The following is a 24,753-nucleotide window of genomic DNA, read 5'->3' on the forward strand; positions in this document are numbered from 1 at the left end:
GTACTTGGCTGGAAGCGGCCTGGGAGGATAGGTAGTCGCTGATTGACTAAAAGGACACATCGAAAGGTGTGTCTTTTTTTGTTGTATTGACTACCTATCCGACCAGGCCTTGGCCTTGGGAAAAGTAGGGCAAACGATTTGAAGGAGCAAAGCGACGCACAAATCGTATTGCATCACTTTCTTTCGTACGCAGAGAGCATAATTTAAAGGAGTGAAACGACGCATAAATTATAGCGAATCGCGTAGTTCGGGGCGTAAGATTTTGCGTAGCAAAATCCACAGCATCCGAACGGGAAGCATATATAGCGTGACTGCGTACGAATGATAGGTAGTCGCTGATTAGAGCTGGACGTACTCAGGGTTACGAACTCCCTCCACCACAGCGAGCGAAGCAATGCGGTATGCCACTAAATCAATAGAGCATTAAGCCACTAGCCCCTAGCCCCCTAGCATCAAATGATAGTATTCCTACTACCGCAGCGAGCGAAGCAATGCGGTCACGCCCTAAATCAATAGAGCTTTCTTCCTCTAGCCTTCTTAGCACTAAAAAAGTCACTAAAATCAAGCAATGCGGCCACGCACTAAATCAATAGAGCATTAAGCCACTTCCGCCCTTAGCACCACATGATAGCCTATAACAGCCTCTATCGCTGCTATACGCCAACATCCTAAATCATATACAATCCCTTCAACACACCCTCCGGTGTGTTTTTTTATTTCCACTCATTGATTTATAGTATGCCATTTCACCTAATAAATACATCTGAAACTTCCGAAAATAAAAATAGATATCAATATACAGATGTGAGTTCAATCATTTTTACCAGTTCGTTAATATCCCCTTATTTTATGGGACTAACAACTACTTGCAATTTGTTAAAATTTAAATGTAAAAGAAATGTAAAATCTTATAAATTTATTTTATAAAACATTTACAAAACACATAATAATATGAACTTGTTAAATGTAATTATTTTTCATAATTGAAAAATATTATTCTTATCAAGTAGTAACTAAACCGCATAAAATATAAATTATTACAAAAATTCATCTAATTTCCATAAAAGTTATCTAATATATCCTACTTTTTCAATGCGTGTATATCAGAGATGATAGGTCTTCATTAAAAAATTAAAGTCTTGAAATTTAATCTAAATAGGACTATTATAGTTAAGAATTAAGGATTAATGAATTAATCATTAAAAAATGATTTTAGAATTTGCTTTGACTAAGTAGTACAATAGTAAGTTTATTAGGAGTGGTATTTATGTTACATCAAAAATTATGTATATCCAAAAAAGCAAAAAAAATTACGCCTAGGATTGCAGCTGCCGTTTTAGCGTTAATCAGTAGTTATTCCTTGGCATCAGCAGAAAGTCTTGATTTAACATCGGGCACAACTCACCCTAATAAATTTGCTACATCAGATGGTAAACTTACCACCACGATTGGGTTTGATAACTATGCTAGTAATGACGCAACTGTAATAGGCACAGGTAACAGAGCAACAACTTCCTCAGTATGGGATTCAGAAAATAATGTTGCCATAGTTGTTGGTGGTACGGCTGTTGGTAAACTAAACCAAGCTTTAGTGGGTGGCGTTGCCGTCGGTTATAATAACTATAGTAATTCAAAATCTACCGTAGTAGGTATTGATTCGCGTGCAGTAGGTGGTATTGCTATCGGTAATAATGCCAGCTCTTCCCGTTGGAATGTAAGTAATAAATTTGCTGATGTTACTCAGACGGAGTTTGCCATGGCCATCGGGAATGGAGCTTCGGCTATTGATGGTATAGCGATGGGGTACAATGCTCAGTCTTATCGAATTGGTACGGCTGTAGGTGATTTTTCTAATGCATTGTATGGTGGTACGGCTTTAGGTAGCGGTGCTACTACGGGTAGTGCAGCCTATGATCCCATTCGTGGTGGCGGTGTGGCGTTAGGACAATTTTCGAATGCAAATCGTGGGAATAGCTCTTATGGCTATGTTCCATTAAATGATGAATTGAACACAAAATTATCTACAAATCCTAATTCTATGGCTTCTGATATAGCCTTGGCAAACGCAACCGGTAATCAGACTGTTATTGATGGTGTAATTGCATTTTATGATAAATACAAGGATACATATACTGATTGGCAAAATTTACGTCAGGATTATGTTACAAAATTAAAGGCTTATGATGATCAAGTAGCTACAATGACAGCAAAAACCTATGCGACTGAAGCTGATCGTCAAGAGGATTTTAATACCCTTAAAAAATTAGAAAGTGCTAAAGACACAGCTATTACAGATTTACGAGCTTATGAAAAGGCAAATAACATTTCAGAATCTGATGTAACCGTCAAGGATTCTCTCTTATCCACCTATAAATCCACCTATAGTGCTGTTAGTGTAGGTTCAAATGGCAACACTCGTCAAATTATTAATGTTGCTGCCGGAACAGAAGACACAGATGCTGTTAACGTAGCACAGTTAAAAACTGTTGCCAATAAAGTAAGCACGATTGACACCGCAACTACAACTAATGGTGACAATATCACTAAATTACAAGCCGGTTTTAATGTGGCTGTAGGCGATAAGACTACTAAGATTGCACTTGGTGGTGATACCGCACCAACCATTACGTTTGCCGGTGATGCCAATGTTAATGCAACTATTGACGGTAATACAATCACGTACTCTCTCAACAAAGACGGCATTACTAATACATTAGGTGATACCTTTGTAAAAGTCGATGCCAGCAACTTGACAGGTGACACTAATATTAACAAATGGAAAACAGTATTAGGTATTACCGATGAAGATTTAAGCAAAGCCGGTGCTTGGGAACTAAAAGTTAATGGCAATAAAGCAAACGTTATCGGTAAAAATGGTATTGTAAACTTTGCCGATGGTACTAAAACTGCTGTTACCTACAATGCAGATAAAAATGCTGTAGTTGTAGATTTAAATAAAGATACAATTGTTCAAATCGATAATAATACTAAAAATATTGCTGAAAACACAACTAAGATTAATAATCTTAATACTCGTGTAGATAACATTGTTAACGGTAATGGCACTTTAAATATTGTCGGAGATGATACCACTGGTGTAGTAGTAGAACAAGTGGACCCTAAAGATGCAAGCAAAGGTCTTAAAGTAAGCCTCGGTGACACCATTAAGGCTGGTGATGTTTCCATTGGTACTAAAGACGGTGCCAGCACTATTACCGGTCTTACTAATACAACTTGGGATCCTACTAAAGTTCAAGCCGACCGTGCTGCTACCGAAGGTCAATTGAAAGACGCTTTAGGACAAGTTAACGGTTTAGTTACTCCAACTAAAATCACCGGCGATGGCAACATTCAAGTTAAAGAAAACGGTAAAAATGATTTCAGCCTTTCTTTGAACAAAGAGCTTAAAGTAGAAAACAGCATTTCCGTTGGTGGCAACACTTACATTACCAACGAAGGCATCAATGCCAATAATCAAGTTATTCAAAACGTTGGCGAATCTGATTTAGTTTCCGGTTCTCATAATGCAGCCACCGTTAATCAGGTTGTTACAGTTCGTGATGAATTACAAAAATCTATCGATAACGTGGCTTCTGAAACCATGAATAACAGCCAACAGATTTCCCGTTTGGGAACGGAAGTCAATAAAGTCGCTGCCGGTGCTGCTGCGTTAGCCGCTTTACATCCATTAGACTTTGATTCTAATGAAAAATTAACCTTTGCCGTTGGTATGGGTGCCTATAAGAGTGAAACAGCTGCGGCTATCGGTGCGTTCTATCGTCCGAACAACGACATCATGTTTAACTTTGCTACCGCTGTAGGTAACAACGACAACATGTATAATGCCGGTGTTTCCTTCAAATTCGGTGAATCTTCCCCATATAACAATATGAGCAAAACTGAAATGGCTAATAAATTAGAAGCGCAAGATAAGAATATTGCTTCTTTACAAGCCGACAACGACGAATTGAAAGCACGTTTGGCTAAATTGGAAGCAGCTATTGCTAAATAAGCTTAAGAATAATTGAATATATAACAGTTATATAATTTAGGACACGAGCGAATCTTGGCCGTGTCCTTTTTATATTTATAGAGTTATACCTTTTTACCCCAATTATCTCCCCATGTGCTATAATTGTTTATAACAAATTTGAGAAGAAGAGGTGTTTTACATGAAAGCAGAGATTACAGTTCGCCGTGGCGAACGTAAAGACATTCCGGAATTATTAGACATTTATAACTATGAAGTGGTACACGGCGTAGCAACCTTAGACCTTGAGCCTCGTACCATTGATGAATGGACTACTTGGTTTGAAAACCATAACATTAAAAACCATCCGCTTTTGGTGGCTGAAATTGACGGTAAGGTTTGCGGCTATGCAACACTGTCCGAATATCGCAGCAAAGAAGCTTATGCCAGCACGGTCGAATTATCTATCTACATCGACCCGAATTACCGCGGTAAAGGGGTAGCAAGTCGCTTGATGGGGGATATTTTGCAAATGGCCAAAGACGATGAATCCATACATCTCGTTGTATCCGTAATTACGGCGGGCAATGAGGCGAGTGTATCATTACATAATAAATTTAACTTTACTTTCTCCGGAACCGTGCCTGAAGTAGGCATCAAACAGGGCCGTTATCAAGATACGGAGACATATACATTACTGGTGTAATACTATAAGCGTTAAATGGAGGGCTTACGCATGAAAACTTACTCATTTCACTATGGCGATCAAATGATTGACTGCCGTTTGGATGAAAAACGTATTATTGGGGAATTACATATGGCGGAAACGCCGGTCATTGAAGATCCGGAAGCGGCCATCAAAGAGGCTTTGGCCCATCCCATTGATTCCAAACCGTTCAAAGAGCTTTTTAAAGCCGGTGAAACGGTGGCTATCATCGCCAATGATACGACCCGTATTGCCAATACCCATGTTTTCATGCCAATTATTCTGGATGAATTGAACGAAGTGGGGATTCCTGATGAAAATATTAAGATAGTTTTCGCTTTAGGGACACATCGTGATATGACAGAGGCTGAAATGATTAGTGAAGTGGGGATGGAAGCAGCCGGTCGTGTGGCTATGTACAACTCCAGCGCTAAGAAAAAGGAAGATTTCGTTCATGTTGGTACGACGTCTTTTGGTACCGACGTTTGGCTCAATCGTCATGTAGTCGAAGCAGACCATATTATCTGTACCGGTTCCGTGGTCCATCACTTCTTTGCCGGTTTCGGCGGCGGGCGTAAAGCCATTTTGCCGGGCGTAGCCTCTTATGAAACGATTCGTCAAAACCACAGCTTAATGCTCGATGATAAAGCAACACTTGGTCATTTGGAAGGGAACCCTATCTATGATGATCAAATGGAAGGCGTGGCCATGTGCCCACCTACCTTCTTACTGAACGTAGTATTGAATGGTGAAAAAGAATTTACCGGTGTATTTGCGGGGCACTATATTTCCGCTCATAAAGCAGCCTGTGACTTTGTGAATTCGCAAAACGGCGTTGTCATTGAACGTCAGGCGCCGATTGTTATTGCCTCAACCGGTGGTTATCCGAAGGATATTAATATTTATCAGTCCCAAAAGACCATGGATAATGCGGTTCGTGCCGTGGCACCGGGCGGTGTGGTAATCTTATTGGCTGAATGCCGCGAAGGTTCCGGTTCGCCGATTTTTGACCAAACCGTGAATGATTTTCATTCTATTCAGGCCATCGAAGATTCGGTGCGTCACGATTTCCAAATCGGTCGTCATAAAGCCTATGCCGTTACTCGTTTAATGAAAAAAGCCGACTTCTACCTGATGTCGAGCCTCGATGACGATTATGCTCGTAAAGCCTTTTTCACACCGGTTCACTCTTTAGAGGAAGCTTTGAAGCTCGCTGAGGCAAAGCTCGGTAACGATGCGGAAATCTTGCTTATGCCTCATGGCTCGTACACCGTGCCGATTTTAAAATAAGCAAAATCGACGCAGTATACGGATTTTTAAGAAAACTGAATACTCAATACAGCTGAATAAATAAGAGAAGCGCCCCTAAGTTTAAAAGATAGAAAAATTTAAATTTAGGGGTTGCATTTTTTCAGAACATGCTTTATACTAAACAAAGTAAATGCATGTGCATGCATTTAGAGGAGGTGAGTCGATGGCTTTCATGGATCAATGGTTAGCCGATATAAGACGAGTTAAAGATATAACCGATGCTTTGAGCAAAGAGTTGGAAGCGAGAACATCATTAACATTAAACGGGTATTACGTATTATACTTTTTGGCGCACAGCGAAGAAAAGAAAATGCGTTTGAATATATTGCAAGAATATATGGGGCTTAGCCAAAGTGCTATGTCGCGTATGATCGTTCGCATGGAAGGTAGCAATTGCGGCTCGATTCGACGAGTCGATTGCGATTGTGATAAACGAGGCGTTTATATTGCCATTACGGATTGTGGTTTGAAGAGACTGACAGAAGCGAAAACAGTGGTAGAAGAAGTACTGCAGCGTTATTATAAGTAAGGCTGTATGAGTACAACCGACCGATAAACGGCGGGCTATGAAGTTAAGTAGCTGTCAGTAATTCCAATCTAAGCAGTAATGAGACGTGATTACTGCTTAGGTTGTTTACATATATTTTTTTTACATAGATACATGCATGAGCATGCATATTGATAAAGGCATGCTTGTGGTGAAAATTCCAATAGGCAACACTATTGTTCAGATAGAGAAGAGATAATGACGTTTAAAAGCCGTCATAGTCAGCAAAAAGGAGATTGACCGATGAAACAGTTAACGGAACAAGTAAAATTAAGAAATGGTGTCGTATTAAAGAATCGTTTGGCGATTCCACCGATGACGACGCGTATGAGTTATTACGACGGCTCGGTAACGGGTGATGAAATTGCCTACTACGGCATGCGTACCGGTGGTGCGGGCCTATTCATTACGGGCGTAGCGAACATCCAAGAAAATGGTCTCGGCTGGACCGGTGAACTCGGTGTGTATGATGATAAATTCCTTCCGGGGCTTTCGAAATTAGCGGCTACCATGAAAGAAAACGGAACGAAAGCTATTCTTCAGATTTTCCATGCAGGCCGTATGTCTGATCATAAGACATTGGGCGGTGAACAACCGGTAGCGCCGAGTGCTTATGCGGCAGGCCGCGCAGGCTCCGAAGTGCCTCGTGAACTTACTAACGATGAAATTGAAGAAATCATTGAAAACTTCAAAGCCGCTACGGTTCGTGCCATGAAAGCCGGTTTTGACGGCGTTGAACTTCACGGGGCTAACCATTACTTGTTGCATCAGTTCTTTTCACCACATTCCAATCGTCGTACCGATAAATGGGGCGGCTCCATGGAAAAACGCTACACCTTCATTGAACGTGTTGTAGACGGTGTCCTTCAAGTGGTAAAAGAATCGGGTCATAAAGACTTCATCGTAGGCTATCGTTTCTCCCCGCGTGAAGAAACCGATCCGGGCTTCAACTTGGAAGAAACCTTGTGGCTCGTTGATAAATTGGCCGACAAAGAACTGGATTATCTCCACATTTCCTTAACGCGCTATGATCGTGCTACTGATATAGCAAAATATGCCGACAAATCTATGTTGCAGTATGTGTATGAAAAAATCAACGGTCGTTTACCGCTCATTTCCGTAGGCGATATTCACACTCGTGAAGACGTGGAAGCGGCCCTTAAATACTCCGACATTGCCGCCATCGGCACCGGCGTATTGATTGATCCTAAATGGTTCCACAAAATTTTGGCTAACCGTGACAGCGAAATTCGTCGCACCTTGAATCAACAAGATCGCGATTTGCTCATGATTGCTCCGGGGACTTATGCCTTCATGGAAATGAAGACCCCACATTTACTCATTAAATAAGACAATATAATTTATTGTCAAAACAGGCACAACGTTGCATTGAAAATAAAGACAGCCTTCGGCTTTTACATAGATAATCTGTTAATATAATATGGTACCTTCCCTGAGAGGGAAGTTTATATACATCAAAATCTGTTTACGATTTAATATTGCACAATACACCGTAAGACGGCGCGTATGGGTGAGAGGCCATGCGCGTCACTTGCGGTGTTTTTGTATTCCGGCGGCAGTAAGCCGGACCCTGTCTATTCGATTGTAAAAAATCTTTTTATGTATAAACAGATGATAAAACCTATCATATGGAGTATAATAAAAGGTAGATGTTTCGATATAGTAGCGGCATAGAAAAGGCTTTTTTTATCCGTCCATATTGTGACGAGCGGTCTTATTAATGCCTGGAAATAAAAGTACATTGATTATTTGATTCACAATAAAAGGAGTTTATATATGTTAAATTTTGTTGCCATTGACTTTGAAACAGCCAATAAATACGCCAACAGTGCCTGTTCGTTGGCTGTAGTGACTGTTGAAAATGGTCAGATTACTAAACGCGGCTACAGTCTTATCAAGCCGCCGTTCATGCAGTTTGATGAAGAATGTATTGCCATTCATGAGATTTTGCCAAAAGATGTAATGGATAAACCGACGTTTGATAAATTATGGCCTGCTATTTACGAAAATCACTTGAAAGGCAAATTAGTTATCGCTCATAATGCGAAGTTTGATATCGGTGTGTTACGTGCTACCCTCGATCACTATAATATTGAATGGCCGGAACTTGATTACACCTGTACGGTAAAAATCTCCAAACGGGTTTGGCCTGATTTGCAGAACCATAAATTGAATACGCTAGCTGCTTACTTAGGCTATGAATTCAAACATCACTATGCGTTGGATGATGCGGAAATTTGTGCGCAGGTAGCCATTGCAGCCGCTAAAAAGCGTGGGGTTCAATCTATGGACCAATTATTGGCGAACATCGGTCTCGCTAAGGAATCCTTTATTACGGATGATCGTCGTGAAAAAGTAAAAGAAGAAGCATCTGGCGAGCAGATGTCGTTCTTCTAAGAATAGTCAATTTTTTACAATATAAAGTTAATATGATGCGGGGTGGCGTATGAGCGGCAAAGCGGCAGTAATGAAATATACGGGACGAAAAATTTTAAAACATGTGGACCATACTTTATTGAAAGCGACGGCCGATTGGGCATCCATTCAGCAGTTAGTGGAAGAGGCAGTGGAGTTTGAAACTGCCTCCATTTGCATTCCTCCATCCTATGTGAAGCCCGTGTTTGAAAAATACGGCGAAGAAGTGACTATCTGCACGGTTATCGGGTTTCCTCTCGGTTACATGACAACCGCTGTCAAAGTGGCTGAAGCAAAAGCGGCCATAGCAGACGGTGCGTCCGAAGTGGATATGGTTATCAACCTTGGCATGGTTAAAAACGGTCATTACGCCAATGTAGTGGAAGAAATTAAGACCGTTAAAGAGGCCTGCGGCGACAAGGTGCTTAAGGTTATCATTGAAACCTGTTATTTGACGGAGGCTGAGAAAATCGCTCTTTGCCAAGCGGTAACGGATGGCGGTGCCGATTATATTAAAACCTCCACCGGTTTTGGCACAGCCGGGGCTACGCTTGATGACGTGCTGTTATTTAAAAAACATATCGGACCGAATGTTAAGATAAAAGCAGCCGGCGGCATTCGTTCCATCGAGGATATGATAGCCTATTTGGCGGCCGGTTGTGACCGTATTGGCGCCAGTGCGGCCGTAGGGCTTTTGGCCAATCGTTTAGACGAAACATTTTAAGCAGATGCAGCATTTCGGCATTAGTAGCTGCCATGTATAACAGTTGATAACATGAGACAGCTACTATGGTTTTCACGAAAACAGGTGATACTATGCATATGAATGAATTGATTATCAAAAAACGTAACGGCCTGGCTCATACAAAGGCAGAGTTGAAATATATTATCGATAATTATGTAAAAGGCGATATTCCCGATTATCAGATGAGTGCGTGGCTCATGGCGGTGTATTTCCAAGGCATGACCGATATGGAAACGGCGGATTTGACCATGATTATGGCTGAGTCGGGGGAACAGATTGACTTGAGTCCTATTCCGGGCATTAAGGTGGACAAGCACAGCACCGGCGGTGTGGGGGATAAAACGACGTTTATTATTGCCTCAATCGTGGCCGCTTGCGGTGTGCCCGTCGCTAAAATGTCGGGCCGTGGTCTCGGTCACACAGGCGGTACCATCGATAAATTGGAATCTATTCCGCACGTGAATGTGGCGCTAGATAAAGAAAACTTCTTTAATATTGTCAAAAAAGTAGGCGTAGCCGTTACGGGACAATCCGGTAATTTGGCGCCCGCCGATAAACTCATGTATGCCCTTCGTGATGTGACGGGCACGGTGGACAGCATACCCCTCATTGCATCGTCCGTGATGAGTAAGAAGCTAGCCGCCGGCAGCGACGCGATTCTCTTGGATGTTAAAGTGGGCAGTGGGGCTTTTATGAAAACGCTGGGTGATGCGGTGCGACTGGCGGAAACGATGGTGGCTATCGGTAATCATAACGGGCGTCAAACAGTGGCGCTGATTACCGACATGGATAGGCCTTTGGGTCAGGCCATCGGCAACGCCACCGAAATTGCGGAAGTGGTGGAAGTTCTGCGCGGTAAAGGTCCTGAAGATTTAATTCACGAGTCCATAACCCTCGCCGCCAATATGCTATATCTTGGGGGCAAAGGAACCTATGAAGACTGCGTAACTTTGGCGGAAGACACATTAAAGAGTGGTCGCGGTTTTGAAAAATTCGTCGAAATGGTTAAAGCTCAGGGTGGTGATGCATCGGTATTGACGGATGCGACGTTTGCGGAAGCGGCTTATAAAAAAGCGGTTATTGCGCCTAAATCGGGGTATATTACACACATGGATGCGGAAGCTTGCGGTCGAGCGGCCTTAGCCTTGGGGGCCGGCCGTTATACGAAGACGGATACACTCGATTACAAGGCGGGCATTTGGATGCTTAAAAAGACCGGTGATGCGGTTGAAGCGGGTGATACTATTGCGTATTTACAGAGCAGTTCTGAAAACACCTTGGTGGAAGGCGAAACGGGCTATTTAAACGCTTTGACGATTAAAGCCGCACCACCGGCCAAACGACCGTTGGTATTTGCCAGAGTTACAGCGGACGGTACGGAACGGTATGTATAGTTGGCTAATTCGGTGAATTATTGGTTTTGACATAATTTGCGAGTGAAATAATAATCGTCTGATTATAGGGGAGGCAATCATGGCCACTTGGCAACAAACATTAATTGAGGCGGCGAAAGAAGCGGCGCTCCATTCGTATAGTCCGTATTCCAATTTTGCGGTGGGGGCAGCTTTACTCAGTGAAGACGGGACCATTATAAGCGGCTGTAATGTAGAGAATGCGTCGTACGGCCTTACCATGTGCGCTGAACGAGGCGCCATTCAGACGGCAATTGCCAAAGGCTATACGACATTTAAGGCTATTGCCATTGTAGGTCTGAAAAGTAATCCGTGCATGCCTTGCGGCGCCTGTCGTCAGGTGATGTTAGAGTTCGATATTCCGCAGATTTTGCTGGAAGATGAAGCAGGACAGATTATAAGCTATACCATGGACGAAATGTTACCACATAGCTTCGGACCGAAAGATTTGGAGTGATGTGGTGAGCACTAAGTACTTTGTAAATGCGTCCTGTTCGGCGGCTGTGAATTTTACTTCGTAAAATTTTACGCCGCGAACTAAGAGATTCACACATGTTTATGCGTCGCTTACGCTCCTTTAAACATGGTTCACTACTTAAAAAAAGCCCGCTGAAGTGTTCAGATGAGAAGCACTTCAGCGGGCTTTTAGTTGTTAGTTGTATTTGTTGTTGTTTTTAAATTATCTTACGACTTAGAAAGCAGGTAAGATAGCGCCTTTGTATTTATCTTCGATGAATTTTTTAACTTCAGGAGATTGTAAGGCTTTCATTAATTTCTGGATTTCAGGACGATTTTCGTCGCCTTTACGTACCGCTACGATGTTAGCATATGGGGAATCTTTATCTTCTAAGTATAAAGCACCTTTAAGAGGATCAAGACCGGCTTCCAAAGCGTAGTTAGTGTTGATAACGGCAATAGCTACGTCATCCAAGCTGCGTGGCAATTGAGCGGCTTCGAGTTCTACGAATTCAAGATTCTTAGGGTTGGAAGCGATATCAGCTTTGGTAGCATAAATGTTGTTAGGATCTTTCAAAGTGATGAGACCGGCTTTTTGTAATAAGATAAGGGCACGGCCGCCATTACTTGGGTCATTCGGAATTGCTACTTTAGAGCCGTTAGGTAAAGCTGCATTTAAGTCTTTATCGGTAATCGTTTTGGAGTAAACGCCCATTGGTTCAACATGAACTTTACCGGCGGATACTAAATCCATTTTATGTTCGCTGATGAATTTTTCAAGATATGGCACGTGCTGGAAGAAGTTGGCATCCAACTCTTTGTCGTTAAGAGCCATATTAGGTTTTACATAATCGGTGAATTCTACAACTTTAAGTTCAATACCTTCTTTTTCCAATAACGGTTTAGCTTGTTCCAAAATTTCACCATGTGGAACCGGTGATGCACCAACCGTAATCACTGTTTTACCGGATGTACCGGCGGATGTGTTGTTGTCGCTGCCGCAACCGGCCAATAGTAAGGCACTCCCCAAAATAGCAGCGGCTGCTAACGAAAATAATTTTTTCATGTCTCTACCTCCTCAAAATAGAAAAACTGCACGAAATGTATCGGAATAAAAAAGGCGGCTCGGTAAAACCGAGTCGCCTACATTTACTTCGTATCTCTCGGTATATACCGCAGGATTTAGCACCATCGAATGGTTGCCGGATTTCACAGGGCCAGTCCCTCCATCACTCTCGATAACAGTCCGTATTTAATTCTTTCGTTAGTATACCATGAGGGGACAAAATTGTAAAGAGAAAAGAAGAACAAATTAGAATGCCGGTAAGATAGAGCCTTTGTATTTTTCTTCAATAAACTGTTTGGTGTCAGGAGAATGAAGAGCTTCTACCAATTTTTTAATTTCAGGGCGATTTTCATCACCGGGACGAACGGCAATTAAATTAGCATATGGCGAATCTTTGGAATCTAAGAACAACGCATCGGCTAATGGATTTAAATTAGCACCCAAGGCATAGTTGGCATTAATAGCGGCAATATCTACGTCATCAAGGGTTCTTGGTGTTTGAGCCGCTTCTACTTCAATAATGTCTAAGTTCTTAGGATTGGCAACAATATCCAATTTAGTGGAATAAATGTTATTAGGGTCTTTTAACGTAATGAGACCGGCTTGTTGTAATAACTGTAAAGCACGTCCTGTGTTGGTCGGGTCATTAGGAATCGCCACTTTACCACCGTTTGGCACGGCTTCTTGTAAGTTTTTGTCTTTGATTTTATTGGAGTATAAGCCCATCGGTTCGATATGCACGGCACCGGCAGACACAAATTTCATATTATGCTCTTCTTCAAACTTCTTCATGAACGGGATATGTTGATAGAAGTTCGCATCGATTTCTTTATCATTTAAGGCGAGGTTAGGTTTGATGTAGTCGCTAAATTCGATGATTTTAAGGTCTACCCCTTCTTTGGCCAATTTGTCTTTTACATGTTCCAGAATTTCAGCGTGTGGAACCGGTGAAGCACCTACGGTTAAGGTTACTTTTTTGTCAGAACCGGCCGCGGCATTGCCTTGATCAGTGCCACATCCCGCGAGTAGTAAGGCGCTGCCTAATACGAAGGTAGCAGCTACGGATAAAAATTTCTTCATGTTAAAACTCTCCTTTTGTCTCAAATACTATAATAAAAATAATATAACAATAATTGAAATTCATGGTTATCCTGTATCCCCAAATACAAAATAGTAAGCGATGGGTAATAAAAAAACGATGCCCTTGTATTCCCAAGTCATCGTTACTTTGTTGTTATCTCTCGGGACATGCCGCAGGATTTAGCACCATCGAATGGTTGCCGGATTTCATAGGGCCAGTCCCTCCATCACTCTTGATAATATCGCTATTGAATTTCTTGAGGCTGATTATAGCATGAGTAAATCACACTTGTAAAGTAGGAAATTTAAAATTTACTATTTTTTTGAAAAATACAGATGTTTTGTCATGCTGGCAAGGTTAATGAAAGCCCTGCCGTAAAGGCTTGAGTTAAGTCCCGCAGTTAAAATAACAGGGACAAACAAAAAGAGCAACAACGAGGAATTGTTGCTCTTTTTGCTTAAATTGTAGGTATTGAAAAGATTCTACGTACCAAAGCTTTTGAGGTTGATTGAGGTTAGGGTATTATAAAGCTTTTGGTAATGTGAAGAACCAAATCTGGCTTTGTTGTTCAGCCGGAGCGTTTTGTTTCAAGCTGATAGTTACATCATGAGGTGCTTTGTCTTCGTCATAAATCATAACTTGTTTGTCAGCATCGTAGGTGTAATCATCTACTTCAGCATCTGCTACCGCTTTGTCTTCTACGTTGATGTCTATACCGAAGTCGTTGTCGTTAACAACTACGATAGTTTTGCGGTCTGGCATGAGAGCTAGACCTTCGGCTTTTTCAATATCCCAGCCCTGAGCGCGTAAGTCGAGTACGAGCTCTTTCTTAGCCGGTACGATTTGACCGTCTAAAAGACCGAGTTCGAGGTTACCGTTGTTAGGAATGGCGGTAGCACCGTTAAGGTCTACTTTGTAGATAAGATTCTGCATTTTGCCGTTTTGTTTGCCTTGTTCGATCATGAGGAACTGGCCGTTGCCGATAGACGTAATATCGCCGATTTTGGCAGCGCCGGTGTTTTTATAACCGGTGTCTACAGGGTAAGCATACATAGTAGTAGCTTTCGTTGTAGGATCGAGTTCAACGATGCGGATATATTTAGCTGTTTTGGCTGTTTTGCCGTCGATGTTCATCGGGCTTTGGATAAAGGCGAATACATGGCCGTTTTCATCGACCGTAACGCCTTCACTGCCGCGATTTGGAACACGGTTAGCTAAAATGGTAGGAAGGCCCTGGCCGGGACCGTATTTTTCAAGGATATTGCCTTTTTTATCGACTTTGGCTACGAATGGACCGTATTCGTCACTAATCCAGAAGTTGCCGTCTTTGTCGAGGGAAATACCTTCCGTATCAAGACCGTTTACGTCAGTGCCCAAGTTATTCATGTTGAAGTCTAAAGCCACTTCGTTAGTGGAACCGGTGAGGCCGGATGGAACCGGTTTGCCGGAGATGGCTTTACCGTTTACTTTGAGCGGAATGGATTTGATGATGTCCGCACGATCTTTGGCGGGATCCACTTTGATGATACCGATGCTTGGTGTGAAATCAGGGGTAGGGAAGAACTTCCCGGACATTTTTTTACCGTTTTTCACATAGGTTGGAATGTCGCCGTTAGGACCGCGGTCGGTGATGGCATAGAATTCAATCGTGCCGTCTTTGTTGATGGATTTCAAAGCAAGGGCGGAGCCGTAACCGGGGTTGATTTTGTGGTTAAAAACAGTTTCGTTGCCGGCATAAGGCAACTGGAATTTGTCTGCGTTAACGATGTAGGACGTTGTTTGAACGCCGTCAGCCGCAAAGCCAAGGCCTCCCATAGTTGTAAGCGTCATACCTAGGGCGAGTAAGCATTTCCATTGTTTTTTCATTGTTATCATGCACCTCCAGAAAATTATGCAGTTCGCATATGTAAGCTGATTATATCAAGAGATTATCAATGAATGGTAATGGAAACGTAAGGAGTATGTAAAAAATAAGGAGTGGTTATATATAAAAAAGTTGATGTAAAGTAGAATGCGAGTAGACATAAAAAAAGCACTGCCTGACTAATCAGACAGCGCTTTTAGCTCTGGCGGAGAGAGAGGGATTTGAACCCTCGGTACGGTATCACCGCACACATGATTTCCAATCATGCTCCTTAAGCCGCTCGGACACCTCTCCACGTCGTGTAACGTACTTTAATAGTATAAGGGAAAGTAAATAACTTGTCAATCACGAAAATAAAAAATTACGAAGATTTTTGTACAGGGCTTAGGGTAGCATATTAGTTGTTAATGGAACATCCTATAAGAATTCACTCTGCTATGAGGAGTTAGGAATAGCTGTGAATTTTCAGTCGATAGTAAGCAAAGTAGACATCTTCTTTTGAAAAATCAAATAAATCTTTTAGTGTAACTTCCAGCACATTGGCGAGGGTAAGCAAGATATCAAGTGTTACACCTTCAATTTGATAGCCCCGTTCCAGTTTTGAAATATAACTGACACTGATTCCTGTTTCCTTGGCTAAATCTTTTTGCAACCAGCCTTTTTCTTCGCGCAAATAGGCAATTTTATACCCTAAACAATTGAATAGAGCATTGCCCCGCGGAATGCCATCGTCAGGCATTTCTACGTGCCTTGGCGAGACAAATAACGGTGCCAGAGCCAAGGCTTCCGCACGATTCTCCAAACCGAATCTCGCTTTGCGTGCCAATATTCTTCGCTCTGTTCGTCTTTGAAAGCGCATCACGCCTTCATCTTCGGCTATTTGTGAATTTGTAAATTCCGGTGTAACATACTTTTGTTCTTTATCTTTTGGACTCACCACATACGCCTCCCCGTTGTGGTATATTCTAAGCAGAACCCTATGGATAGTCGTTGCTACGCGGCTGATTCATAATTTAGTTTAAGGCTAGAATATAAACATCATTAAAAAATGTATAATTCATAATAATGTCTTTATCATACGCTTTAATTGTTTGTTTGTCTAACAGTTTTTGGTTCTAATGGCGGGATAATTATGCTTATTATGTCTATGTCAGTCGTGTTTTACCCTTAATACAATTCCGGACGTCTATCTCTAAACACATTAATCTTATTGCGAATTTCCTGAATCACACTCAAATCAATGGTGCCCACGGCAATTTCTTCATCCTTGCCGAGGTGGAGAATTTCTTCGCCCCACGGATCGAGGAGCAGGGAGTTACCGGCAGCTTCCACTTTGCCAATGAAGCCGGATGAGTTCACCGCACATAAAAACATCTGATTTTCAATGGCGCGGACGGTGTTCAAAAGCTCCCAATGATGAAGACGCAAGGTAGGCCATTCGGCAGGTACGAAGAATAGATCCACTCCTTCGAGGGTCGTTTTACGAATGATTTCCGGGAAGCGGATGTCATAGCAAATGACGCTGGAGCAAGGAATATCATCGAGGAAGAAGCGATGCGTATGGTCGCCGCCTTGGAAGTATTGATCTTCTTTGGCCGGCGAAAAGCCGTGGATTTTATCGAATTCGGAGATGACATTGCCCTTACGGTCTACCACATAGGTCGTGTTATACACCTTATCGTTGCGCAAGATGGCTACGGAGCCACCCACGATATTCACGTCATGTTTTTTTGCCAGTTCGCTGAGCATAGTTTGGGTGCGTTCCCCGTTTTTGTCGGCATCCTGAGGAAGCTTTTCGGTCATCTTAAACCCGGTGTTCCATGTTTCGGGGAGAACAATAATATCCGGCTTTTGCTGTGCGGCCGTTTCAATCAACTCCGTGGCGTGGGCGTAATTTTGTTCCACTTCGCCGGCGGCGATATTCATTTGCACAAGGGCAATTTTCTTTTTCACAAGAGAGGACTCCTTTCGTTTTTTCAAAAAATAAAACTTCATCTGAGTCTTTTGCTATAATGTTATATTTATTATTCGAATATACTTCAAGTATAGGAGTCGATTTGATTCGGTGTCAATAGGCATAGGACAATTCTTTATGATATAATATAGAGTGCATAAATGTTTTTAGAAGACAATTGAATAAGTAGGAGGCTTATAATGAAACGTTTCATAATAGTCTTGGGATTGATGTGGGGCCTTATGATGTTAATCGCCGGCTGTGCGGCGGATAGTAAAGAACCGGCTCCGGAAGCAGCTAAACCGGCTGCGGTTAAGACAGAAACGACGGTGGCTACAGCAGTGCCTAAAGGGATTCCGGTACTCATGTATCACAAAGTGGGACCCGATGAAGACAATGATGCGGTAATTCGCGAGGATTTATTCCGCGCCCAAATGAAATTATTGCACGATAAAGGGTTCAACCCGATTACGATGGAACAATTAAATGACTACGTCCGTAACGGTAAAGCGGTGCCGGTTAAACCGGTGGTACTCACCTTTGACGACGGCTATGCCGATACCTACAGCATCGTGTATCCGGTGCTCAAAGAATACGGCTTCGCCGCGACGGTATTTGTAAATCCCGGCGATGTGGGGACCCGTTTGACGTGGGAACAAATTAAAGAAATGCAAAAAGGCGGCGTTACCATTGCCAGTCACGGCTATGATCATGTGCGCATGAACGAACTTTCGAAGAGTGAACAGCTTGATAATATTGTCAAAGCTCAAAAAGCTCTTAAAGACCAATTGGGTATCGACAATAAGTGGTTCTGCTACCCTTATGGGCGCCAGGAAGAGTATACTCAAAAAGCGGCCGAAGATAACGGTATTTTGCTCGCTGTAACTATGAATCCGGGTTGGGTTCACCACGGTGATAATCCGTATGCCTTGCAGCGCATCTGGATAGGTAATGCAGTGGATTTGAAGCATTTTGAAGAGCGTATTACCACGGAGGATTACACCGATTTATAATAGATAGGAGTAAAGGATGAAACGATTTTTTAGCAGAGGGTGGGTAAAATTTATACTCGTCATGTTTATTTTTACCGCTGTCACATCACCGATTGTGGTGCTGTTTGGCCCTTTTGATAATCTGAAACGAACCGTTGTGGGGGCGATTATGCGTTCGCGTCATCCACAGTACATTACTTGGTTGTTTAATCAAGACGAAATCAACATGATTCTCGGGACGGTGGGCACCGTGCGGAGTCAGGATTTATTTAAATTTAAAGCACGTGAAGATACGACGCTCAAAATGCGCCGCATTGAGTCTACCCGTTATGTGGGTTACGTTCTTGAAATTCCGGATCCGCGTCGTGTTAAAGTAGCGACGGCTAAAAACATTCAGGAAAAAGGGGAAACCGTAAGTAATATTGCCAAGGATAATGATGCGGTAGCCGCTATTAATGCAGGCGGTTTCCACGATCCGAACGGTACCGGTACGGGCCGTTTGCCATATGGCTTTATTATGCAGGACGGCAATTATGTTATCGGTAAGGACGTAGGTCCCGATGAAGCGGTTGATTTTGTCGGTTTTACGAAGCAAGGCAACTTAATCGCCGGTACCTATACTAAGACGGAATTGGCTGACATGGATGCGGCTGAAGGGATTACCTTCGGACCGCCGCTTATTGTGGACGGCCAAAAGATGATTACCGACGGTGACGGCGGCTGGGGCATCGGCCCGCGTACGGCTATCGGTCAGAAAAAAGACGGCACGGTGATTTTCCTCGTTATCGACGGACGCCAACCGGGCTATTCCACGGGCGCCACTTTGCGTGACGTGCAGGATGTTCTTTACGAAGAAGGTTGCTATATTGCGGCGAACCTTGATGGCGGGTCCAGTACGACCTTGTATTATAACGGCAAAGTTGTTAATAAACCGGCCGATTTATTGGGCGAACGGATGATTCCGACGGCCTTTATTGTTGAATAGGAGGGGCTATGGCATCGTTTGGTAAAATAATGACAGCTTTTGCATTGGGCTTGGCCTTGCAGGGCGGCATCTATTACTACTTAGATCAAATTTACTTCGCCCCGACTACGGATTTTGAAGTAACGGCCAGTGATGGCCAAGAAAAAGACGGCAACTTCCCTGAAGTGGACGGGAATAAATATTATTCCGAAGGTCATAAGTATATGGCGGTAGTAACTCAGGATTCCGTTAAAGTGTACAAGTCCGGTGAAAAAACACCGACCAATATTGATTTAAAGGGCCGTTCGGTAAGCTATTTCGAATGGTTACCGGATCGCGATTTAGCGATTATGGGGCTTTACGGCGGGGCCTCCGATAATGTGGTGCTGGCCCGTTTTGACCCGGAAAGTCCGGAACATGAAGTGGATACCACCATGGAAGATTTGCCGGCAGACAGCAAAATCGTGGATGCTGCTTTCTCCACGGCTACCAACGTAGTATACATGAAGATTAAAGTGGCCGATAATGCGTACCGCATTTATCGTACCGACGCGAACTATGATACGCGCCGCGTTTACATGCAGGCGTCCAATATCGGGCGTATCGCCGTTTTCTATGACGAAGATATTTTCTTCTATGATAATGTGCGTACCGGTGACGTGTTTATGTTTGACGGCACGGAAGGGGGCTGGCGTGTTATTAATCCGCCGGGCCGCTATCGCTTGATCGGTGTGGATAAAGACAAAGATATTTACATTGCCAAGGTGGATGAGGATGATAAGGCCTTATCTGTCATGGAAGGACGCCTCGGCGTTGGATTTGAAACGGTAGATACTTTTGCTACGCAGCAGGATTTAAAAGATATTACGGTCGCATCGATTCAGAAGACGATTGAAGATAAACGGTCGTCCGGTACCGGTAGTGACAATAAAAAGTAATAAATAAGCATAAACAGACTTTTGGTGTTAATTATGAGGTTTATGCATAGGTAAGAGAAAAAGGTCTGCTACAGCAGGCCTTTTCTCGTTTTAATAGTGAAAGGAAGAGTATTATGGCTAAAAATAAAATTCAAAAAGGCTTGAGCGATGCTGATATGTTTAAGAATGTGAAGGAAGAAGAAACCTTTGAAACGGCTATGCTTAAAGGGGAAGCGGCGGCCCGTCGTCCGGCACCGCTTCGCAAATCGCCGGTCAATAGTCAGGAAGCCTTCTATCGTGAGTTTTTAACTGAGAAAGTGGAAACCCAAATCGGTAAGCTCTTATTAGATATTAAGATGGAATACTTTAAGGACGGTTATGGTAATTTCTTTATTCAAGTTAAAAAAGATGGCCGTAATATTGTGATTGAAACAGCTCCTAAAAAAAATAAATAATTAATATAAATATATATTTATGAGTAATCGGTATTGTAAATATGTTGACAAAGAAAGTCATTAGTAGTCTAATAGATATGTGAGACGAATACAGAGACTGCCCTGAGGTAGACAGCAGGTATTCGTCATAAGCGTAATTTTAGAGGATATGGATTGTTAACATCTGTAAAATGTGGAAGGTTTTATGGAGTGGCAGTGAACAATTCATCTCGACAGTGAAGGAGAAGGAGTTATGAAAGCGAAAAAAGTAAGAATCATGGAAACCGTCCTCCGCGATGGTCATCAGTCCATTTTGGCAACTCGTATGCGTACCAGCCAGATGTTGCCTGTATTGGAAAAATTGGATGCGGTAGGTTATGAAGCATTGGAATGTTGGGGCGGCGCAACATTTGACAGCTGCCTTCGTTTCTTGGACGAAGATCCATGGCAACGTCTTCGCACGTTAAAAGCTCATCTTAAAAATACTCCATTGCAGATGTTGTTACGTGGCCAGAACTTATTGGGCTACAAACACTATGCTGATGATGTAGTAGAAGCATTCGTTAAAAAAGCTAAAGAAAACGGTATCGATCGTATCCGTATTTTCGATGCTTTGAACGACCCTCGCAACATGGAAGCTGCTATTAAAGCAGGTAAAAAAGCAGGCGTTCATGTACAAGGTACTATGGTTTACACTATCAGCCCTGTACACACCAACCAGATGTTCGTTGATGTCGCCAAAGAATTGAAAGAAATGGGCATGGATTCTTTATGTATTAAAGATATGTCCGGTTTGTTGGCTCCATACGATGCACTATCCTTGATTCAGGATCTTAAAAAAGCATTGGGCGACGACATGATGATCGACTTACACAGTCACTTCACTTGCGGTCTTGCCAGCGCTACTTACTTAAAAGCAGTTGAAGCCGGTGTTGACGTAATCGATACAGCTTTAAGCCCATTCGGTCATGCAACTTCCCAGCCTGCAACTGAAAGTATCGTTGAAATGTTCCGCGGTACTGAATATGACACCGGTTTGGATTTAGCCGCTCTTCGTGAATTGGCTGAATACTTCCGTGGCGTTCGCAAAGAAATCGCTGATGAATTCGGTATTACTCCGGCTCATGAAGTATTACCTGAAGTTCGTCATTACCAGATTCCTGGCGGCATGTTGTCCAACACTCAGAACCAGCTTCGTGAAATGGGCATGGCTGACAAATTCTTTGATGTTATGAACGAAATGCCTAAAGTTCGTGCCGAACTCGGTTACCCTCCATTGGTAACTCCTACCAGCCAGATCGTTGGTACTATGGCTATGATGAACGTTAACTTTATGGCAAACGGAATGGAACGTTACACTATGACTCCTAGCGAAGTTAAAGACTTGGTACGCGGTAAATATGGTCGTTTACCGGCTCCTATCAGCGAAGATATTCGTAAGAAAATCATCGGCGACGAAGAACCTATTACTTGCCGTCCAGCTGACCTTATCCAACCTGAATTGGAAATGTATCGTCAGAAATTGGGTGAACTTGGTTACCAGAATTTCACTGATGAAGACGTATTGTCCTATGCTATGTTCCCAGAAGTAGCTTTACAGTTCTTCGAAAAACACAGCAAACAAGTTATTCTTAAAGAAATCGACCTTCCACGCGAATAATTTGTACCATTGAACTTAGCTGACTTTGGTCAGTAAAATAAATACCATGTTGCTTAAAGACCGTGCTGTTTGTACGGAACCTTGAGTAACAGAGTTATAGGACAAAAAGTGTGTGTAGAAAGTGCTACAAACCTAGATAGATACTGGGTTTGTAGCACTTTTATCTTTTTTTGACAAAGATAAAGGGTGGACAAATAGTGTGTGTAAAAACATGCGTGAACCCACATAACTACTGACTAAAATGGTATTATATCTTCCTAAATAAAAACATAAATAGGAGGATGATTAATATTAAACAAGTAGTTTGCCCTGATTGTGGTCGAAAATGTATAAAACACGGTATATTGAAATCCGGTTCTCAGCGATGGTTTTGTAAGCACTGTAAAGTCGCTTTCACTAATAAAATTAACACCGATAGTCATGATCTAAAGCTGTTTTTGAAATGGTTATTTAGTAAACAGTTGCAGCAGGATATGCCTGGAGGCGGGCGTACATTTAGACGTAAAACTGCTAAATTTTGGTCCATATGGTGCCTTCCTCCAAAGATTGAGGAAGTATATGATGTGCTTTACTTTGATGGCATATACCTAACGCGTAAGCTCTGTGTACTTATTTGTTGTAGTAAGGATCATGTGTTAGGCTGGTATGCATGTAGAGCTCCTCCGCGTGTTGTTATCTCAGATGGCGGTTCTGGATTTTCTAAGGCCTTAGCAAAGAGGTGGCCGACAAGTAACCATCAACGCTGCTTATTTCATGTTTTTGCACAAGTAAGAAGGTATACCACTTCTGCACCAAAAACAATAGCCGGCAAGGCTTTATATGAGCTAGCAAAGCGTTTATTTAAGATTCAATCGATAGATGATGCTTATACTTGGATTGATGGATTATTAGCTTGGAGAGAAGAGTTTGATGACTTCTTACGTGAAATGACAGTCGACGAAAATGGGAATAAAAGGGCTACTCATGAACGCCTCTTAAAAGCTGAGGCAGGACTTTTACGATTAATTAGAGATGACACTCTATTTACCTACCTGACATTTGTAGATATTACCGTACCTACAACGAACAATCGACTGGAAGGAGGCGTTAATGCGCAACTTAGGGGTATGTTACGAGATCATAGAGGGTTATCCTTAGAAAGACGATTAAAAGCGGTCTATTGGTGGTGTTACGAGCACTCACCTAGACCGCTTCCTGTTGCTGAAATATTAAAATGTATGCCTACAGATAAAACAATCGCTGCTACTTACCGTAGGATAATGCGGAATAACCGTGTTGATAATATCTTACCGCAATGGGGGGATGCCATTGTTTGGAATGAGTTCCATTTGTCCACGGAATTTCCAATTTATTGGGATTAACTAAAAAAGCCACACACACTTTTTGTCCTATAAGCCGAGTAACATGGTTATTTTAATTATGAAAACAGCTCTCCTTGTTGTGGTTAAGACCACGCCGGGAGAGCTGCTGTTATTTTACAACGCGCATCATGAAAATAGGAATTTCTTCGTATTGTAAACTCATATCTTGTTGTACATAGGGGCGTACATCGGGCACGAGACTGACTTCGTGAGCCCCCAGTTGTTTGCAGGTTTTTAGGTCCCACGCGGGGCGAGTCTCTTGACTGATGGTGAGACTGTTTTTAATGGCCGTACATTCATCGAGAATCTGACTGTCTACATTGGCATGAACGTGACCTTCATTGCGGGCAAAGGTAGTTTTGCCGTAGTCGGAATCGAAGTTGAGGATGACGCCCTTTGGTTTCAGGACGCGAAGCCATTCGGTGTAGGCTGCTTTCGGATCCGGTAAGGTCCAAGTGAGATTACGGCTTAAGACGGCATCAAAGGTACCGTTTTCATAACTGAGTTTAGTAGCGTCCATTTTTTCAAAGGTCGCCGTGCTGTGAAAGGTGGCGGCGTTTTGACGGGCGTGATTCACCATTTGCTGCGACATATCGATGCCCGTTACAGTATGACCGTGATGACAGAGCAAGAAAGTAAAAAAGCCGGTGCCTGTGCCTACATCAAGGATGCGAATCGGTCGCTCTAAGGGAATATGCTGAGCCAATAAGGCGTGCCACGCTTTGGCATTGGGGCTTTTTAGTTCCTGAAGGCGCAGCTCGTTAAAGGCATCGCTTCGTTTATCCCAGTAGGATTCAATTCGTTTTGTTATATCCATGACAGACTCCTGTTTATTAATCCTTATCGTGTTTCATAATGGCCGGAACTTAGGCCGGTC

Annotated in this window: 21 protein-coding genes, 1 tRNA gene, 1 rRNA gene and 2 riboswitches (1 of these 25 cut by a window edge); of the genes, 16 read left to right on the forward strand and 7 right to left on the reverse strand. The window is 42.6% G+C overall.

Annotated features, from left to right (window positions below; translation table 11 throughout):
• From rrf to CCC71_RS03855, 10 genes are all read left to right on the forward strand, one after another.
• Positions 1-44, forward strand: a 5S ribosomal RNA gene (gene rrf / locus CCC71_RS03810); it begins 73 nt to the left of the window's first position.
• Between the two features lie 1,223 nt (positions 45-1,267).
• Entirely contained in the window at positions 1,268-4,012 is a 2,745-nt protein-coding gene (locus tag CCC71_RS03815; RefSeq protein WP_021840191.1) for a YadA-like family protein, read from the forward strand.
• Positions 4,013-4,172: 160 nt separating this feature from the next.
• Positions 4,173-4,676: a GNAT family N-acetyltransferase gene (locus CCC71_RS03820; protein ID WP_021840192.1), complete on the forward strand. Its 504-nt coding sequence runs from the start codon at positions 4,173-4,175 to the stop codon at positions 4,674-4,676.
• 30 nt (positions 4,677-4,706) lie between these two features.
• Entirely contained in the window at positions 4,707-5,966 is a 1,260-nt protein-coding gene (locus CCC71_RS03825) for a nickel-dependent lactate racemase family protein (RefSeq protein ID WP_021840193.1), read from the forward strand.
• A 184-nt stretch (positions 5,967-6,150) separates the two neighbouring features.
• Complete coding sequence (locus CCC71_RS03830; RefSeq protein WP_021840194.1) at positions 6,151-6,516, forward strand: MarR family winged helix-turn-helix transcriptional regulator; 366 nt, start codon at positions 6,151-6,153, stop codon at positions 6,514-6,516.
• 261 nt (positions 6,517-6,777) lie between these two features.
• Positions 6,778-7,884, forward strand: coding sequence for an NADH-dependent flavin oxidoreductase (locus CCC71_RS03835; protein ID WP_296333011.1), 1,107 nt, complete (start codon positions 6,778-6,780; stop codon positions 7,882-7,884).
• A 447-nt stretch (positions 7,885-8,331) separates the two neighbouring features.
• Positions 8,332-8,952, forward strand: a complete 621-nt coding sequence (locus CCC71_RS03840) for a 3'-5' exonuclease (RefSeq protein ID WP_021840196.1) — start codon at positions 8,332-8,334, stop codon at positions 8,950-8,952.
• Positions 8,953-9,001: 49 nt separating this feature from the next.
• Positions 9,002-9,694 (forward strand): deoxyribose-phosphate aldolase, encoded by a 693-nt coding sequence (deoC, locus tag CCC71_RS03845; RefSeq protein WP_296333014.1) that lies wholly within the window; start codon positions 9,002-9,004, stop codon positions 9,692-9,694.
• A 65-nt stretch (positions 9,695-9,759) separates the two neighbouring features.
• Positions 9,760-11,109: a pyrimidine-nucleoside phosphorylase gene (locus tag CCC71_RS03850; protein ID WP_296333015.1), complete on the forward strand. Its 1,350-nt coding sequence runs from the start codon at positions 9,760-9,762 to the stop codon at positions 11,107-11,109.
• Between the two features lie 79 nt (positions 11,110-11,188).
• Positions 11,189-11,584: a cytidine deaminase gene (locus tag CCC71_RS03855; RefSeq protein ID WP_296333017.1), complete on the forward strand. Its 396-nt coding sequence runs from the start codon at positions 11,189-11,191 to the stop codon at positions 11,582-11,584.
• A 234-nt stretch (positions 11,585-11,818) separates the two neighbouring features.
• On the opposite strand, the gene CCC71_RS03860 is transcribed toward CCC71_RS03855, so the two are convergent.
• The 6 genes from CCC71_RS03860 to CCC71_RS03885 all read right to left on the reverse strand — a co-directional run bounded on the left by CCC71_RS03860 (position 11,819) and on the right by CCC71_RS03885 (position 17,547).
• Complete coding sequence (locus CCC71_RS03860) at positions 11,819-12,649, reverse strand: MetQ/NlpA family ABC transporter substrate-binding protein (RefSeq protein WP_295827805.1); 831 nt, start codon at positions 12,647-12,649, stop codon at positions 11,819-11,821.
• An 87-nt stretch (positions 12,650-12,736) separates the two neighbouring features.
• Positions 12,737-12,828, reverse strand: a riboswitch (SAM riboswitch).
• Positions 12,829-12,895: 67 nt separating this feature from the next.
• Entirely contained in the window at positions 12,896-13,729 is an 834-nt protein-coding gene (locus CCC71_RS03865) for a MetQ/NlpA family ABC transporter substrate-binding protein (RefSeq protein ID WP_021841098.1), read from the reverse strand.
• A gap of 151 nt (positions 13,730-13,880) precedes the next feature.
• Positions 13,881-13,972: riboswitch (SAM riboswitch) on the reverse strand.
• A 280-nt stretch (positions 13,973-14,252) separates the two neighbouring features.
• The gene (locus CCC71_RS03870) at positions 14,253-15,596 is read right to left on the reverse strand and encodes an esterase-like activity of phytase family protein (protein WP_296333019.1); all 1,344 of its coding nucleotides are present in this window, start codon (positions 15,594-15,596) and stop codon (positions 14,253-14,255) included.
• 201 nt (positions 15,597-15,797) lie between these two features.
• Positions 15,798-15,888, reverse strand: a tRNA-Ser gene (locus CCC71_RS03875).
• Positions 15,889-16,039: 151 nt separating this feature from the next.
• Positions 16,040-16,531 carry a helix-turn-helix domain-containing protein gene (locus CCC71_RS03880; RefSeq protein ID WP_296333021.1) on the reverse strand — a complete coding sequence of 164 codons (492 nt, stop codon included), beginning with the start codon at positions 16,529-16,531 and terminating at the stop codon, positions 16,040-16,042.
• 230 nt (positions 16,532-16,761) lie between these two features.
• Positions 16,762-17,547 (reverse strand): carbon-nitrogen family hydrolase, encoded by a 786-nt coding sequence (locus tag CCC71_RS03885; protein WP_296333023.1) that lies wholly within the window; start codon positions 17,545-17,547, stop codon positions 16,762-16,764.
• Positions 17,548-17,748: 201 nt separating this feature from the next.
• Here CCC71_RS03885 and CCC71_RS03890 point away from each other — a divergent pair, with 201 nt between their 5' ends.
• From CCC71_RS03890 to CCC71_RS03915, 6 genes are all read left to right on the forward strand, one after another.
• Positions 17,749-18,561: a polysaccharide deacetylase family protein gene (locus tag CCC71_RS03890; protein WP_296333026.1), complete on the forward strand. Its 813-nt coding sequence runs from the start codon at positions 17,749-17,751 to the stop codon at positions 18,559-18,561.
• Positions 18,562-18,577: 16 nt separating this feature from the next.
• Entirely contained in the window at positions 18,578-19,525 is a 948-nt protein-coding gene (locus CCC71_RS03895) for a phosphodiester glycosidase family protein (RefSeq protein ID WP_156705236.1), read from the forward strand.
• An 8-nt stretch (positions 19,526-19,533) separates the two neighbouring features.
• Positions 19,534-20,442 carry a hypothetical protein gene (locus tag CCC71_RS03900; RefSeq protein WP_156705234.1) on the forward strand — a complete coding sequence of 303 codons (909 nt, stop codon included), beginning with the start codon at positions 19,534-19,536 and terminating at the stop codon, positions 20,440-20,442.
• A gap of 113 nt (positions 20,443-20,555) precedes the next feature.
• Complete coding sequence (locus CCC71_RS03905; protein ID WP_296333031.1) at positions 20,556-20,876, forward strand: hypothetical protein; 321 nt, start codon at positions 20,556-20,558, stop codon at positions 20,874-20,876.
• A gap of 232 nt (positions 20,877-21,108) precedes the next feature.
• Positions 21,109-22,515 carry a pyruvate carboxylase subunit B gene (locus tag CCC71_RS03910; RefSeq protein WP_156705230.1) on the forward strand — a complete coding sequence of 469 codons (1,407 nt, stop codon included), beginning with the start codon at positions 21,109-21,111 and terminating at the stop codon, positions 22,513-22,515.
• Positions 22,516-22,805: 290 nt separating this feature from the next.
• On the forward strand, positions 22,806-23,876 hold the full coding sequence (locus CCC71_RS03915) for an IS1249 family transposase (protein ID WP_296333604.1): 1,071 nt from the start codon (positions 22,806-22,808) through the stop codon (positions 23,874-23,876).
• Positions 23,877-23,985: 109 nt separating this feature from the next.
• Here the strand turns inward: CCC71_RS03915 and CCC71_RS03920 are convergent, their stop codons facing one another.
• Entirely contained in the window at positions 23,986-24,693 is a 708-nt protein-coding gene (locus CCC71_RS03920; protein WP_156703973.1) for a class I SAM-dependent methyltransferase, read from the reverse strand.
• Positions 24,694-24,753: the final 60 nt, after the last annotated feature.

It is taken from the genome of Veillonella sp. LMAG:90 (genome assembly GCF_008679445.1).
In the GTDB taxonomy this organism is placed as follows: domain Bacteria; phylum Bacillota; class Negativicutes; order Veillonellales; family Veillonellaceae; genus Veillonella_A.

Excerpts from the sequence above, each read along its gene's own strand:
- CCC71_RS03815 (WP_021840191.1), top strand. The coding sequence starts at position 1,268 with ATGTTACATCAAAAATTATGTATATCCAAAAAAGCAAAAAAAATTACG.
- CCC71_RS03820 (WP_021840192.1), top strand. The coding sequence starts at position 4,173 with ATGAAAGCAGAGATTACAGTTCGCCGTGGCGAACGTAAAGACATTCCG.
- CCC71_RS03825 (WP_021840193.1), top strand. The coding sequence starts at position 4,707 with ATGAAAACTTACTCATTTCACTATGGCGATCAAATGATTGACTGCCGT.
- CCC71_RS03830 (WP_021840194.1), top strand. The coding sequence starts at position 6,151 with ATGGCTTTCATGGATCAATGGTTAGCCGATATAAGACGAGTTAAAGAT.
- CCC71_RS03835 (WP_296333011.1), top strand. The coding sequence starts at position 6,778 with ATGAAACAGTTAACGGAACAAGTAAAATTAAGAAATGGTGTCGTATTA.
- CCC71_RS03840 (WP_021840196.1), top strand. The coding sequence starts at position 8,332 with ATGTTAAATTTTGTTGCCATTGACTTTGAAACAGCCAATAAATACGCC.
- deoC (WP_296333014.1), top strand. The coding sequence starts at position 9,002 with ATGAGCGGCAAAGCGGCAGTAATGAAATATACGGGACGAAAAATTTTA.
- CCC71_RS03850 (WP_296333015.1), top strand. The coding sequence starts at position 9,760 with ATGGTTTTCACGAAAACAGGTGATACTATGCATATGAATGAATTGATT.
- CCC71_RS03855 (WP_296333017.1), top strand. The coding sequence starts at position 11,189 with ATGGCCACTTGGCAACAAACATTAATTGAGGCGGCGAAAGAAGCGGCG.
- CCC71_RS03860 (WP_295827805.1), bottom strand. The coding sequence starts at position 12,649 with ATGAAAAAATTATTTTCGTTAGCAGCCGCTGCTATTTTGGGGAGTGCC.
- CCC71_RS03865 (WP_021841098.1), bottom strand. The coding sequence starts at position 13,729 with ATGAAGAAATTTTTATCCGTAGCTGCTACCTTCGTATTAGGCAGCGCC.
- CCC71_RS03870 (WP_296333019.1), bottom strand. The coding sequence starts at position 15,596 with ATGAAAAAACAATGGAAATGCTTACTCGCCCTAGGTATGACGCTTACA.
- CCC71_RS03890 (WP_296333026.1), top strand. The coding sequence starts at position 17,749 with ATGAAACGTTTCATAATAGTCTTGGGATTGATGTGGGGCCTTATGATG.
- CCC71_RS03895 (WP_156705236.1), top strand. The coding sequence starts at position 18,578 with ATGAAACGATTTTTTAGCAGAGGGTGGGTAAAATTTATACTCGTCATG.
- CCC71_RS03900 (WP_156705234.1), top strand. The coding sequence starts at position 19,534 with ATGGCATCGTTTGGTAAAATAATGACAGCTTTTGCATTGGGCTTGGCC.
- CCC71_RS03905 (WP_296333031.1), top strand. The coding sequence starts at position 20,556 with ATGGCTAAAAATAAAATTCAAAAAGGCTTGAGCGATGCTGATATGTTT.
- CCC71_RS03910 (WP_156705230.1), top strand. The coding sequence starts at position 21,109 with ATGAAAGCGAAAAAAGTAAGAATCATGGAAACCGTCCTCCGCGATGGT.
- CCC71_RS03920 (WP_156703973.1), bottom strand. The coding sequence starts at position 24,693 with ATGGATATAACAAAACGAATTGAATCCTACTGGGATAAACGAAGCGAT.